This window comes from Enterobacter sp. E14S, assembly GCF_055666685.1.
Genome location: NZ_JBVODQ010000011.1, coordinates 121,761 through 135,524 on the forward strand (window position 1 = coordinate 121,761; position 13,764 = coordinate 135,524).

A 13,764-nucleotide genomic window follows, 5' to 3' on the forward strand; every position below is an offset into this window, starting at 1 on the left:
ACTCTCGTCCTCTTAGTTCTGTAATTCTTTGCTGACCGGCAGGTTTTCAAACTCCTGCTGATTGCGGCGCGCGCCCTGCGCCAGCTCGCCCATGATTTTGGTCAGGAAAGGGGTTTTCAGCGTGTAATAGCGTTTGGCGATGATGGCGCTCAGCACGTAGCAGACCGCCGGGGCCAGGGTAAACAGGCCGATAATGATGCTGATGGTCGCGCTGTTCTGGGTTTTGGCTGCCGCGTCGTAGCCGCCGCCTGCCAGCATCCAGCCGATCATCGCCCCGCCCAGCGCCAGGCCAAGCTTCAGCACAAACAGCGTGCCCGCAAAGCTGATGCCGGTCAGGCGCTTGCCGTTGGTCCATTCGCCGTAGTCGACGGTATCGGACATCATCACCCACTGAATCGGCGTCACCAGCTGGTGCAGCACGCCGATGACGAAGATAAAGGCGAACATCAGCACCGTGGCGTGCATCGGGACGAAGAACATCGCCACGCTGACCACCGCCAGCGCGGCGTTGGTCCACCAGAAGATGCTGACCTTGCACTTCCAGTCGGTGAGCGGTTTCGCCAGCGCGGAGCCGATCAGGTTGCCGACGCAGTAGGTGGTGAGGAACGCGACGAACACCTCCGGCGAGCCCATGATCCAGGTGCAGTAGTACATCATCGCGCCGCCGCGCACGCAGACGGCGAGGATGTTGAGGATGGTGAGCACGCCGACGATGCGCCACTGGTCGTTGTGCCAGATGTCGCGCAGGTCTTCCCGCATGGAGGTGGTGCTCGGCGGCACCTGGATGCGCTCTTTGGTGGTAAAGAAGCAGAACGCCAGCATCAGGAACGCGACCACCGACAGCACGGCGATCCCGCCCTGGAAGCCGAATGCCTTATCGTCGCCGCCAATCAGGTTCACCAGCGGCATCATCAGTACCGTGGAGAGCATGCCGCCCGCGGTCGCCAGCACAAAGCGCCAGGACTGAAGGGAGATACGCTGCGTCGGGTCGTTGGTGATCACGCCGCCGAGCGCGCAGTACGGGATGTTCACCACGGTATAGAGCAGGGTCAGCAGGGTGTAGGTAACAGCGGCGTAAACCATTTTGCCGTTGAGGCTGAGGTCCGGCGTGGTGTAGGCCAGCACGCAGACGATGCCGAACGGGATGGCGCCAAACAAAATCCACGGACGGAACTTGCCCCAGCGGCTGCGGGTGCGGTCGGCGATCAGCCCCATGCACGGGTCGGAGATCGCATCCAGCGCGCGCGCCAGCAGGAACATGGTGCCGACAAACCCGGCGGGAATGCCGAAAATATCGGTGTAGAAAAACATCATGTACAACATGACGTTATCAAAAATGATGTGGCTGGCGGCGTCACCCATGCCGTAGCCAATCTTCTCTTTTACTGACAATACTTCGCTCATCTTTTTTTATCCTTCACGCTGTAGGGGGCGCTGAGACCGGTTGCATTGGTTTTAAACCATTGTTTCAAAGGCGGGTATTGCGTTTTCTGGTTAGCAGATTACGTTTCTTGTTTTTTGTGATCGCGGTAAATGTTGAGAGCACGAGGGGCTAACATGAGGATTTTCTTAGGAATTAACTGAAACAGGGGTGTATAGGTCAAAAGAGAGGTGAAAAAAGTGTGTCGGGGTATGTGGTAAATGCCTGAAAGTAGCTATAATGCGCCCCGCCTCCATGTAGCAATCGAGGCGCGGAAGATCGTCATCTCCGGTGAGGTGGCTGGACTTCAAATCCAGTTGGGGACGCCAGCGTTCCCGGGCAGGTTCGACTCCTGTGATCTTCCGCCAAAAGTTGAATTAGTGCATTTTGGCGTTTCAGCTTCTTTAATCCCCGTTTTCACTAATAGAAAATATACACAAGCTTTTTTTTATGGCAGAATAAATTTATTGGCTGATTACATGAAGACGAAAAAAAAATGTCCGTACACATGCCTATAAATATAGAGTCATTTTCAGATCAAGATTTAAGAAAGTATATTGACTCCATCATAAACATTATTACAAATGGTATTAATGATACAAAAAAAGTTATCTTTATTTGTGGAAAAGATAAATCTGACAAAGAAAGTTTTCGCTTTAAAATATCTCAACTACTAGAACAAAAAACTAATTATCAGCTGGCATATCCCGAAGATCTTTTTGAAGATCTATTAGAGGGGCAAGCAAGTAACAGCTTATTATCTTTAGAGCAACAATTAGCTGAAGCAGTAGACTTAATAATCCTAATCCCAGAAAGCCCTGGTTCTTTCGCAGAGCTTGGTGCTTTTTCAACGCAAAAAGAACTAGCAGAAAAAATGCTCGTATTGCGGCCTAAAAAATATAAAAGCGATAAGAGCTTCATTAATCATGGCCCGATCAGACTTGTCAGATCTTATAAAGGAAAAATATTAGACATACAAAGTAAATTTGATAATCAAAAAATAGAGCATACATCTTCGATATTGAAGACTGTAAAAAAAATGATCCCATCAGGAAGAAAATCCAAATCAATAAATAACATCCTGTTGTATCAAAACCATATATTATTATTAATCTATCTTTTCGATAGCTTATCTATGAATGCTATCCATAAATTAATGGCATTAATACTTACCAAAAGAAAACTAACCAATCAAGAGGTTATTGGATGTAAAGCGGCCATACATTCACTTACAAGATCTTTATTTATCGAGAAGATTGGCGATGAATTCTCAATTACTAGCCGTGGTTTTTTGGACATACAAAATAAATATTATGCATTAAATGAAATAAGTAGCTTAAGAGTTACCATAATGAATAAACAATTGTCTCCTTAGGGGTAGACATTCATTTCTGTTTATAGAATAATGACTAAGCTAACTCCTAAGCGGGAACTAATCATACGCGCAAGGCCTTAAATGCGGTGTGACGTTCCAGAGGATAGAGAAGCATTACCTCTAGTCCTACAATTTAGCTGTAACATGGTAATGCGATCGATTCGCCAAACCCACCCCCAGTGGTTTTGGCGCCTCGTGCGCATTACGAGCCAATCAGGGCTTAAAAACCCTGTGCGCCAGGGTTTTTAAGCCCTGCCAGGCTCTCCTTAGCCGTTAGGAGTTAGCACCATTTACGCTTTATTAATTTGGAGCTTATTTTGGCCAAACACTCTCAAAGCTTATATACTCAAAGGTTACTTTCCTTACCCATCTTACAAAGCATAGAAGATCTTTCCGTTAAGACACGACTGCCACATGCATTGCTTTCGCAATATTTAACTGATAACTCTCGATACTATTGTCACATCAAAGTACCAAAAAAAACTAGTGGTTATAGGTCAATTGATAGCCCAAATCGACAGTTAAAAGCTTTGCAACGATGGATATTACGTAATATTCTCGAAAAACTGCAGTCATCACCATATGCCACTGGTTTTATATCAGGCATATCATTAAAACAAAACGTTCAGCCGCATTCCGGAAATCAATATATTCTAAAATTGGATATAAAAGATTTTTTCCCTAGCATTAAAGCGAGCTATGTTTACTCTATTTTCAGAGCCGCTGGTTACTCCAAAAAAATAGCTTTCCATTTAACATCTATATGTACTTTAAACGGCTATCTACCACAAGGTGCCCCCTCTTCTCCTTGCTTATCAAATCTTGTTTCTTTGAGAATGGATCAGCGAATTGGGAAATATTGTGATAGACATGCGCTTACCTATACCAGATATGCAGATGATATATCAATATCAGGTAATAAACTTAGTGTTATAAAAAAAGCTTGGACCGTTGTTAAGTTAATCATTTGTGAGGAGGGTTACTCAATAAACAAAAAGAAAGAAATGCTTTCTGGAGCACGCTCCCGAAGAGAAATTACTGGAATTATAGCAACCCCTAAATTGGGCATCGGTCAGAACAGTTATAACTCTTATAGAAATAAAATATTTCACCTTTCTAAGAAAGGTGATCCTAATAGCAAAGAAATTATTCTTGGCATCTTAGCTTTTATTAAAAGCGTTGATTTAGAAAGGCATGATAAGCTATTACGATACTATAAAAAGTTGTAATTAGGATTATTAAGCTTAATACTTTCCAAAATTTTATCTTATTTTATCCTTTTGGAGTTACTCCCTTTTGCCTCAGAGCCTCCCTCGCTAGCTCCTTTAACCAGCTGGCGAGGCTCACACCTTCCTCAGCCGCCACAGCATCCAACTGCTCCTTCAATGCCGGATCAATACGCATCTTAAACTGCGGAGACTGCCCACCGCCTTTTGGTTTTTTTTCGCGCGATATGATTGACATGAGGCCACCTAAACCTCCTGTATTTGCAACGCTCCGATGTGCGGGAACACAACCGGAGCGTCTAACCTCACCAACTATCAAGGAGTTGATTATGGCTGATTCGCATTCTACCCCAGACACCGACCAATCCGGAACCGAGCATTCGTTAATTGTGGGATACCGCCCGAATGTTTTCGACAAATCCACGCCGAAAATCATCCTTTCCGGCAAGTGGCTGCGCGCGGCGGGCTTTGATACCGGGCAGCAGGTCACGGTAAAGGTGATGAAAGGGTGCATCGTTCTGGTGGCGTATAACGAGCAGGAGCAGCGGTTGCAGGATGATTATAAACGAACGAAGGCGAAGCTTATTGAGATAGAGGACGCGCTTGCAGCGATCCAAGCTCCCCGTCCTGGAAAGCGCCTCGCAAAATCAAATACAAACCACCTAGCTTAGCGGCTGTTTCTGACATACTGCCAGTGAGTTGGGTTAATCTTCAAAAAGAGGGAGGCGACATATGAGATGTCTCCCTACATGAAAGCCTCTTTTTATTTTTCAATAAGTTTTAGCACATTCGTTCTATCTATTTATAGATAGAAAATATTCATCACACTAATTGTTAATATTTTATCGCATTTATTGTTGGAGGCTTTGCAAGGCCAGTCACAGTTTAATTTTACTTCGCACATTAAGCTTTTTAATGAGATCGACATCGACGGATAATTTTTATTTTGAACAAGGCATCATATAAAAAGACGAAGTAAAAATTATGAGAACATTTGAGATGGCCATACTAAAAGTGGACTGTAATGAATAGTATCAAGCTCTGGTTAAAAGAACAAATTATCTTCATTCTTCGAGGCTTAGTACCATTGCTATGTGTCATTATTTTTGCTTTGTTTGCCGTAACATGGCTACCAGAAAAAACCGCAATGAATTTAATATGGATTTTTGTTATAATCGTAGGCTTATACATTCTTTTATCAAAAAGAACATAAATGCTCTTTACGATTATTAAGTTCAGTGCACTAACTAAATCATTTATCCCCCTCCCTATAGGGAGAGGGACCCAATCTTCACTACGGCCTCACTGAGGCACCTTATTCCAGTGATCCTCATATTTAATGTGTCCTTCCAGATAAAACCACTCGATACCGCGATAACGAATCCCGATGCTTTCCATCATATTATGACCAGGCGCCCCCGGAACCCAGGTATGGGCAGCATCGACAGACATAATCACGATACTATCCAGCGTTATGCGGTACACCTCGAATTCAAATCCTGCTTCGTTCACATCATAGTAGTGGATAACCGCTTTTGTAGCCTTTTGCTTTGACATAAGGCATCTGCAAAGTAAGGCGACGTTTTGTCGATCTGCTTATGGATCGTGAATGCCCCATGTTCTCTGGCCCCCATAAGATTGCCCGTGCTGGCGCTGCAAACCTGATGGATGTGGTAATTGCTGTTAAGGATCTCAATCGCGCCTTCTCTGCCCGAAACGTTGCAGCTGCCTTTGATCGGGTTTCCATTTTCATCATAAAGAAACATGTACGCGGGTAATGACATTGACTTTCCTCCTAATGATAATTTATGACTCTGCCGTCATTATCCTTGAAAAATGGATAGTAATAATTTCGCTCATTCAAGGTATAAGAGATTTCATAGGCATAGCCAGCTGGCAGGGCAATCTCGATACAACTATCTGGATATGAACGTCTTTGAAATTCGGCCGCAAACTCTTTATATTCACCGTGTTGCATAGACGAAATTGTATATCCATTCAAAATATCTTTTTCGTCAACACTAAAACAAAAATGATTGCCATTTATCATGATCGTTCGCTGCTCAGGAATATTCAGGTTTTCACCCGGACAACCGGTCAACATTGAGATAATCGGAATGAATAGAATTTTTAGTTTCACTGTGGAAAGTCTCCTAAAATAGCTTCATACCGCCTGAGAAGATCCTGTTTTGGTTCCGATGGGTCATAATCAATGAGTTTATGCAGGTTGCTGCGGGGATCAAATCCATAGGTATTGAGCAGCCAGAAATCACTGACGATAGAGGCTTGTTGCTCGAGACCGTAATCAAGCAAGTGATTTTTATCTAAATGGTAGGAATAGTCGACAGCCCAGGAGAATGCTCCGCGAAGGCGTACCATCATACCGTGCTGATGCTGCTAAACATGCATCATGTCATGCAGAAAAAGATGCGCTCCGACGATACGAGACATTCTTTGATGGGACATGGAAAAGTCGTTTTCATACGTACCTTCCATAAAATAAATCTCACCGTTTGGCGTCATTGCGGTTCTGAAATTCTGCATATTGAAGGGCAAATAACTTCCCCGATGAATCCACACTTCATTATAACGAATACTTAAACCATAAAGTGTTTTGGCAAGGTTAATTTCACCGAGCGTTAGCAGTCGCACTCCGCCAATTTTTATTCCATCGCTCATCTGCGCTCTCCTTTTGCGAGAGCTATATTAATATCACCGTAAATTAATACAATTATTTTTTTAATGAATGATAAGGGTGTTATTATATCCCTCAGAAATTACGGTAACGTTTTAAATTATCTACTGATTATTTTTACTCACCCAATCGCATATGCAGCAACGGAAACGGATTCCCCTGCCCGTCCAGTTCCGAGCGTCCGACCTGCTCAAACCCCATATGGCGATAAAATCCCACGCCCTGCGGATTCTGCTCATTCACGTCCACTTCGTTCGCGCCGAACGCTGCGATGGCGTGTTGCAGCAGCAATTTCCCGACGCCCTTCCCGCGACTCGCTTCATCAACAAACAGCATTTCAATGCGGTTTTCATCCACGCCTAAAAAGCCGTGAATAACGCCTGCGTCATCGCGAGCGATCACGACCTTGAGGTTAGGCAGATAGGCGTTAAGCAATAGCGGGCGCAGCGCCGCAATATCGCTTTCCTGCAAAAAGTGATGGGTGGCGCGGACGGAGGATTCCCAGATCGCAACCAGACGTTCGAAGTGTGTGGGAAGTGCGGTTTCAATTTTCATGGGGGGATCATTATAGAGCGCAGAGATTAAATCAAGTATCCAGAAGCATGGAGGCAATAAAACGAAGACCTTAAATGAAGTTATAAACTCTCGTACATCTGAAAGTAGAGAGCGTATCAAGGAAATGGCCCGAAAGTTGGTTCAGGAAACCAGGCAATGATAGATCATGGCAAGCAAGAATCATCACCTGGGAATGAGAACAGGAAAACGAGTCAATCCTTCATGACAGTTGTTCGGTTTAACCGAACAACTGAGGAACGGTAAATATTGTTGCGCCCTGCTCCCCCTCACCCTAGCCCTCTCCCTCAAGGGAGAGGGAACCGATTGTGCGGTTTGTCATCCCACACCGTTCGAGCTAAACCCTAATCTCCATCACCGCATACACCCCATCCTTCGGCACAACCACGGTGACGTTTTCCACCGGCACGCCTGCCGCGAGGTGGATATCCTGCAGCTGCTGTAACGACCTCGGGTGAATATCCTCCCAGCCGATACCCCGCAGCACAAAGTCAATTTGCGGGCTGCTGGTCAGCATGTTCGACACAATCACCGCCCCGCCGGGCTTGACCAGCCGCAGCGCGCGCTGGAGAAAAATCACCGCATCGGTATCGTTGAAGTATTCGAAAATCCCCAGCGCGTCGACCAGTTCGGCCTGATGCTCGCCGAGCTCCAGCAGCAGGTCCTCGTTACGCACCAGCGTATGGAGCAGGTTGCGCCTGAGCAGCGTCAGCTGTTCGCCCACCACAATCCCTTCCTGCGCCGCCATGGTTTCGGCCCAGCTGAGCGCCACCGGGTCTTTGTCCACCAGCGTGAGATATACACGCTGGCCGTCGAGCTTTGCTTCGCGCAGCGCCTCCAGCACCGGAATGGCGGCACCGCTTGCGAGGCTAACCCAGTTATTTTCACTTTCGTTGTGAATATACTTATCCACCAGCGCGGCCAGCACTCTGGCGCGGGAGCGCACGCCAATCGCATCGTTAGCGTGGATAAACCACTGGCGGCTGTCGCTGTCCATTTTCGTGCCGTCGGGCAGGCGGTCTTCCAGCGGATTTTGCACCACAAACAGCGCCAGCGCGGAGGGCACCAGCCGGGTTCGCCACGCGGTGAGCGCCGGGCGGTTGCGGAAGGCCTGTTCGGAATAGCGGTTCTGCGGGACAAGCACGGCCTGCCCCCCTTCGTCGTATTCCACCCTCGGAGGCCGGAGCGCCGGTTCGGCTTTCAGGGCGCGGTCAAGGGAGGCGATCTCACGGGCAGCGTCGTCTTTCATCGGCCACTGGTCGCTGACGTCGGGAAATGACGCGCTGAAAATCGTCATATTTTCCGGTGCATCGCCGCGAAAAGGCTGCCAGTTCATGTCGTCTTCCCTCCGTTGGGCTTTTAACGGAAGTCTATCCAGGCGAGCGAGTAATACCCTACGAAGAAAGCACGAGATAGGTGCATCAGTTCTGCGACGTGCGCCATACCCCCGGCGTGCAGCCGTACTCGGTCTGAAAATGACGAATAAAATGGGCGCAGTCGCTAAACCGCATCCGCCGCGCAATATCCGTCACGCTTTGCTGAGAGTTTTTCAGCAGCCAGCAGGCATAGCGCAGCCTGGCGCTGCGAATAAATTCCCGCGCCGTTTTGCCAAACTCGGCGTGAAACAGGCGGTTAAGCTGGCGTTCGCTCAGCTTAACGTCCTGCGCGAGCCTGGCGGCGTTCAGCGGGTGAGTCAGATACTGTTCGACGATCGTCACCGCCCTGCGCAGCCGTGAATCAGGGATCATGGCGATATTCGCGGGCCGCGGCGTGGCGGCGTCATGCGGAGGAAGGGACAGCCGCCGGGAGGTGGTGGCCGCAATGCCGTCTCCCCCGTGGGCGCGGATCAGCGCCGTTACCAGGGTGAGCGTTGAGATCCCGCCCGGGCAGGTCAGCACATCGCCTTCGTCGATAAAATCGAGGCCTTGCTCAGCATAAACCTGCGGAAAGCGTTGCGTGAAAACGTCATGGTGATGAGGATGAATCGAGGCGCGGCGCTCGTTCAGTAAGCCTTCCTCCGCCAGGATAAAGCTGCCGGTACCAATACCTATCAGGGGAACGTTGTTGTGATAAGCCTCCGTGAGAAACGCTCTGTCGCCACGGTGTCCCTGGTGAAGATGCTCCAGACCTCCGCCGATCGCCGCAATGTAGTCGAAGTCGCCGGGCGGCGCATGGGCGGCCTCAGGCCGCACGCTGAGCCCTGAGCTGCTCACTATCGGTAAGTCGGGATAAGTGCTTATCAGGCTGAGTTTAAAGCGTATTTTCTGGCTACGCTTCTGGACGCTGGATGCAATACGTAACGCCTCTATTAATCCTGAATATGCGAAAAGCGAGAAATGGGGCCACAGGAGTAAACCCATATGCAGGGATTTATTCCGTGCAGGCGTCATTCTGACGCTATCATCAATTATATTTTTCATTAACTTGCCGAAGAATAATTACATTATCGCAACATTATTGTCGCTGTTATATTTTCCTAAGATAGGTCCTGGCTGTTAAATCAAGCATAAATGATGCCCGCAAAAACTTAAAAACATTTCTCCCTGTCGCTATCCGTTTTTTGATATGTGGCACACATAGGTCGGCAGCGTCCCCAGAATAAATAAATAATTCTCATTCTGCTGTTTCTTAATACGCATATAAATATTCTTATTCGGATAGATAAAAAATAAGGGCTCGTACTTCTCCAGCCAGCTGTCGCTGATGTTGTCGTCCGGAAATTTCATATTGCGTATGGACGTCAGATTATAGACGCTGTCTTTGCGCTCAATCTGAAAGAAAACTTTGCGATTCAGGGTCTTTGTAGGATCGCTTTTCAACCGGCCATTCATACTGAGTATTCCGCTGTTACCCTCCACGGTGTAATTCAGCCACAGAGAGAGCGTTTCATCACGGTGATGCTGAATAAAGTTCGCCTGGCAGGAAAAGGGCTGGATGTAATGGCGATGCCAGAGGTAATACGCCGCCACGACAGCCCCCATCAACAGGCACAGGCAGAGCGCAACAAGCGTTTGACGGTAGCGAACCATACTAGCGATCCTCTATAAAATAATCGGACATACAGCGGTTGGGTTCCGTCATTGGCCTGTCACAGCGAATGACCGATGCGCGAGGCAGCAGGATGTAGCCGCTGACGTACACCCAGGGATAGTTAGCGCACTGGTCCTTAAACGGGGCGGCATAGGCCAGGGCTTTATCCCGGTCGCGCTGCGTTTCAATATCGCGAGAAAAATAGAGCTGGCATTCTCCCATCTTCATCGCGAAGCGGTACCCGTCGACGAAATAGCTGTCATGCAGCAGGTTATGGCTGATAACGCTCACGCCAGCCAGCATCAGCAATAGCACCAGCGCGCCCGGCAGCCAGAAGCGGCGCGTCGAGACCGTCGGGGCGACGGTCTCTTCGCAGACATCCGGAGCAGCACGTTCTTCCTCTTCAGCCTGCGGCTGCGTCTCTTTAACGGTGATTTGCGTATCGCTTGCGAGCGTCAGTCCAATCCGCGGGATAGTGACAATCGGATCGGTTTCAAACCCCACTTTCTTCAGCCCCTTACGCAGAATAGAAATGTTCTGGTAATAGGTATTAGGCGAAACCAGCATCCCCCGGCGCTGCCAGACAATATCCATGCACTCCTGTTGAGTCACAATACTTCCGACTCTCTCAATTAATAACAACAAACAGCGCCCCGCCGGAGAATTTAATACCACCACCCGGTCAGGATTGTTGAGATCGCGTAATGTGCTGGCCGCTGGATGAAACTCTACCAGGCCATTAATAATGTAATGCTTATGCATAGAATGGGCTAAATACCTCCGGTCAACACCTGTTGCTCCAGTAGATTCCCTTCACGGTTAACCTGCGTATCCCTCGCCTGTGCAAGGATTAATGTGACGGATAAGTGCGCAACTGTATATCCTGACGCCTGGCGAAAAATCTTATTTTTCCTTTCTCTTTATCTGACCGGTCTGAAGTTTTCTTAACCGCCATTTAAAGCCGTCTTGACACTGACAAAACTCGACAAAGGCGCCCGTTGAACGCTTTAGCCATCATTGTCTGAATTATTCAGCGTGCTTAATTTGTTTTTTTAATAAAAAGCAGAGAGGACGCGCGCTGCCAGCGGGTTTCGAAATTACGACCAATTCGAAAGCTGTCGTCTTAATTAACAATTTCGGTGCGAAACTGTTAGCCACCGTCAGTAACAACCCGCGTCGCATGACGTCCCCAGACTATTTCCTTACAAAACATTTATTAAAGCCAACTTTTCAATAAAAACTACCGGTATGATTATTTACAGGCAGATAAGCAAAAGCCGGTTCAGCGAGGAGAAATTGACGCTACACCTAAACCGTACTTAAAACAAATTAAGATTAATTCAGGTTACCTCTTTTACGCCCTGAGTATAGTGGGCTCACACCGTGCAATGCTTAATTGCTTCGAAAATACAGGCATCGTTCTGCCAGACAGACGAGTCTCATTACAATTATAAATCGAGGGAATGACATGGCGAATAAGCTCAACAACACACGTCATTTAAATATCGCGCTATTGGGTGGAGATCACTTTGCGCGCCAGGGGATCGCCGCGTTATTAAAAAATATTGTCCCGGCCATGCAGATTACTGCATCGATCGATAATTACGCGGAGATCGAAACGATACTCGCAGCCGCACCGGTAGACGTGATTTTTTTATCCGGCATGGAGAAATATCACGCGGGATATGACTGCCTGAAATATATCAGGAAGATGAAAGTACTTTATCCCGACGTACTTATTTGCATGTATTCCGCACCGGCAAACTCCTGGCTGTGGATACGCGGTGAAATAGACGCCTATCTCTCGCTGCAGGACCCGCTTTATCACTGGCGAGCCAGCGTATTAAAGCTGGTCGATAGCCGTTATCGCCCAATAAAAAAACCCACGGCGTTATCGCTGACGCCGGGTGAATGGAGGGTATTGAAGGAACTGCGAAAGGGTCTGGATATGCGTTACATCGCCGAAACAGAGCAGCTTTCTTACCGTCGTGTCAGCGCGTTAAAAAGCTCAGCGATAAGAAAACTCGGGCTCAGGAACAAGACAGATTTGCTGGTCTTTTTAACCAGTTAGACCTGCTGCTTTCAGAGCAAATCTCGACATAACACCATAATGGAATCAGGACAATGAAAGCTCAATTCAATAATAAAACGCTGCTCGCGATCGCTATTGCGGCATTACTGCCAGCGGGCACGGCCCTGGCTGCCGGCACCAGCGGCGGCACGGTGAACTTTAGCGGCAAAGTGGTGACCTCCGCCTGCGCCATCAGCGCAGGAAGCGCCAACATTGACGTAGATATGGGTGAAGTGCGTACCGCAACGCTGGCGACCGCCGGCAGCGTCGCCAGCACGGCAAAAGCGTTTGCCATCACCCTGGAAGATTGTGAAATCGCCGATACCTCAGCCTCTACGGATGAGAACCCGATTGCCGCCACAACCGTGGCCGTCACCTTCACCGGCACGCCGGATACTTCCGATGTTAATAGCTTGTCCGTCGGGGCAAACGGCAGCGCCAACTCTGCGCAAAACGTGGCTATCCGCCTTTATGACGAGCAGGGCAACGTGGTGAACCTGGGTGAACCTGCTGCGGCCATCCCTCTGCGTAAGGGTGCCAACACCCTGAACTTCAGCGCGAAATATTACTCGCCGAAAGGCGGCGCCACCGCGGGTGATGCCAGCGCCGTCGCAACCTACACCGTGACCTATTCGTAATCCTCAGGCCCGGTCTGCGAGCCGGGCCTGTCTTAGCTTTCAGGAGAAACACTATGCGCGTAAACACATGGATTTGCCTGGCGGGCGCGTTATGTTCCTCCGCCGTCTATGCCGGCGGCGTGGGGCTGGGCGCAACGCGATTGGTCTACTCCAGCGCCACCAGCCAGGCCATGATGCAGGTGAGAAACACCCATCCCGACGCTACATTCCTCATCCAGTCGTGGATGGAGAATGAGAAAGGCGAACGCACCAACGACTTCGCGATCACGCCGCCGCTGTACGTCATAAAACCGGCCAGCGAAAGCGCGGTGAAAATCATGTTTAACGGCAAAGCCCTGCCAGAGGATCGGGAGACGCTCTACTGGATGACGGTCAAAGCCATCCCCCAGCAGACGAAAAGCGGCACCGGGAATACGCTGCAGTTTGCATCGGCTAACCGCATCAAGGTCTTTTATCGCCCGGAGGGACTCAGTGAGACCCCGGCAGAAGCGTGGAAAAAACTGGCCGGTGCCTATCGCGCCGGAAAGGTCACGCTCAGCAACCCCACGCCGTACTACCTCACCACCATCAACGTCAAAATTGACGGTATGCCGGTGCAGCCGGTGATGGTGCCCCCGAAAGGCAGCGTGACGCTGGCCGAAACCTTCAGCCATGCGGGCAGCATGAGCTATCAAACCATTAACGATTACGGGGCATGGACCCCCGCCACGCGCGCGTCGTTATCCCAATAATAAAA

The 13,764-nt window shown here is 48.8% G+C and carries 16 protein-coding genes, 1 tRNA gene and 1 pseudogene; 7 read left to right on the forward strand and 11 right to left on the reverse strand.

Annotated elements, in window-relative coordinates:
• Positions 1-12: 12 nt before the first annotated feature.
• Complete coding sequence (locus tag ACZ6J2_RS18920) at positions 13-1,404, reverse strand: glycoside-pentoside-hexuronide family transporter (RefSeq protein WP_010426452.1); 1,392 nt, start codon at positions 1,402-1,404, stop codon at positions 13-15.
• A 289-nt stretch (positions 1,405-1,693) separates the two neighbouring features.
• On the opposite strand from ACZ6J2_RS18920, the gene ACZ6J2_RS18925 reads away from it, so the two are divergent.
• From ACZ6J2_RS18925 to ACZ6J2_RS18935, 3 genes are all read left to right on the forward strand, one after another.
• Positions 1,694-1,788: transfer RNA gene (locus tag ACZ6J2_RS18925), tRNA-Sec, on the forward strand.
• Between the two features lie 128 nt (positions 1,789-1,916).
• Positions 1,917-2,795: a retron St85 family effector protein gene (locus tag ACZ6J2_RS18930; protein WP_069303464.1), complete on the forward strand. Its 879-nt coding sequence runs from the start codon at positions 1,917-1,919 to the stop codon at positions 2,793-2,795.
• A 317-nt stretch (positions 2,796-3,112) separates the two neighbouring features.
• Complete coding sequence (locus ACZ6J2_RS18935; protein ID WP_471726427.1) at positions 3,113-4,024, forward strand: retron St85 family RNA-directed DNA polymerase; 912 nt, start codon at positions 3,113-3,115, stop codon at positions 4,022-4,024.
• A gap of 43 nt (positions 4,025-4,067) precedes the next feature.
• Here ACZ6J2_RS18935 and ACZ6J2_RS18940 read toward each other — a convergent pair whose 3' ends face one another.
• Positions 4,068-4,259: a toxin-antitoxin system HicB family antitoxin gene (locus ACZ6J2_RS18940; RefSeq protein ID WP_045631216.1), complete on the reverse strand. Its 192-nt coding sequence runs from the start codon at positions 4,257-4,259 to the stop codon at positions 4,068-4,070.
• A gap of 91 nt (positions 4,260-4,350) precedes the next feature.
• Between ACZ6J2_RS18940 and ACZ6J2_RS18945 the strand changes: the two genes are divergently transcribed.
• Entirely contained in the window at positions 4,351-4,692 is a 342-nt protein-coding gene (locus ACZ6J2_RS18945; protein WP_069303463.1) for a SymE family type I addiction module toxin, read from the forward strand.
• Between the two features lie 631 nt (positions 4,693-5,323).
• Here ACZ6J2_RS18945 and ACZ6J2_RS18950 read toward each other — a convergent pair.
• The 9 genes and pseudogenes from ACZ6J2_RS18950 to ACZ6J2_RS18990 form a co-directional block, all read right to left on the reverse strand.
• Positions 5,324-5,805: pseudogene (locus tag ACZ6J2_RS18950) on the reverse strand (Hcp family type VI secretion system effector).
• An 11-nt stretch (positions 5,806-5,816) separates the two neighbouring features.
• Positions 5,817-6,161, reverse strand: a complete 345-nt coding sequence (locus ACZ6J2_RS18955; protein WP_224435036.1) for a putative T6SS immunity periplasmic lipoprotein — start codon at positions 6,159-6,161, stop codon at positions 5,817-5,819.
• Positions 6,158-6,403, reverse strand: coding sequence for a type IV secretion protein Rhs (locus ACZ6J2_RS18960; protein WP_404995718.1), 246 nt, complete (start codon positions 6,401-6,403; stop codon positions 6,158-6,160). Before ACZ6J2_RS18960 ends, ACZ6J2_RS18955 begins: the two co-directional genes overlap by 4 nt.
• A 15-nt stretch (positions 6,404-6,418) precedes the next feature.
• The gene (locus ACZ6J2_RS18965; RefSeq protein ID WP_404995717.1) at positions 6,419-6,700 is read right to left on the reverse strand and encodes a hypothetical protein; all 282 of its coding nucleotides are present in this window, start codon (positions 6,698-6,700) and stop codon (positions 6,419-6,421) included.
• Between the two features lie 133 nt (positions 6,701-6,833).
• Positions 6,834-7,271 carry an acetyltransferase gene (locus tag ACZ6J2_RS18970; RefSeq protein WP_064673828.1) on the reverse strand — a complete coding sequence of 146 codons (438 nt, stop codon included), beginning with the start codon at positions 7,269-7,271 and terminating at the stop codon, positions 6,834-6,836.
• Positions 7,272-7,626: 355 nt separating this feature from the next.
• Entirely contained in the window at positions 7,627-8,625 is a 999-nt protein-coding gene (locus ACZ6J2_RS18975) for a class I SAM-dependent methyltransferase (protein WP_121932588.1), read from the reverse strand.
• 85 nt (positions 8,626-8,710) lie between these two features.
• The gene (locus ACZ6J2_RS18980; protein ID WP_471726439.1) at positions 8,711-9,649 is read right to left on the reverse strand and encodes a GlxA family transcriptional regulator; all 939 of its coding nucleotides are present in this window, start codon (positions 9,647-9,649) and stop codon (positions 8,711-8,713) included.
• 189 nt (positions 9,650-9,838) lie between these two features.
• The gene (locus ACZ6J2_RS18985; RefSeq protein WP_471726428.1) at positions 9,839-10,318 is read right to left on the reverse strand and encodes a hypothetical protein; all 480 of its coding nucleotides are present in this window, start codon (positions 10,316-10,318) and stop codon (positions 9,839-9,841) included.
• A gap of 1 nt (position 10,319) precedes the next feature.
• A complete protein-coding gene (locus tag ACZ6J2_RS18990; RefSeq protein WP_032661966.1) occupies positions 10,320-11,081 on the reverse strand; it encodes a winged helix-turn-helix domain-containing protein in 762 nt (253 codons plus the stop codon).
• A gap of 706 nt (positions 11,082-11,787) precedes the next feature.
• On the opposite strand from ACZ6J2_RS18990, the gene ACZ6J2_RS18995 reads away from it, so the two are divergent.
• Genes ACZ6J2_RS18995 through ACZ6J2_RS19005 form a run of 3 tightly spaced genes read left to right on the forward strand, consistent with a single transcriptional unit; the run spans position 11,788 to position 13,759 of the window.
• Positions 11,788-12,390, forward strand: coding sequence for a helix-turn-helix transcriptional regulator (locus ACZ6J2_RS18995; RefSeq protein WP_471726429.1), 603 nt, complete (start codon positions 11,788-11,790; stop codon positions 12,388-12,390).
• 53 nt (positions 12,391-12,443) lie between these two features.
• Positions 12,444-13,028: a fimbrial protein gene (locus tag ACZ6J2_RS19000; RefSeq protein WP_029740784.1), complete on the forward strand. Its 585-nt coding sequence runs from the start codon at positions 12,444-12,446 to the stop codon at positions 13,026-13,028.
• A gap of 53 nt (positions 13,029-13,081) precedes the next feature.
• Complete coding sequence (locus ACZ6J2_RS19005) at positions 13,082-13,759, forward strand: fimbrial biogenesis chaperone (RefSeq protein WP_471726430.1); 678 nt, start codon at positions 13,082-13,084, stop codon at positions 13,757-13,759.
• The last annotated feature ends 5 nt before the right edge of the window (positions 13,760-13,764 follow it).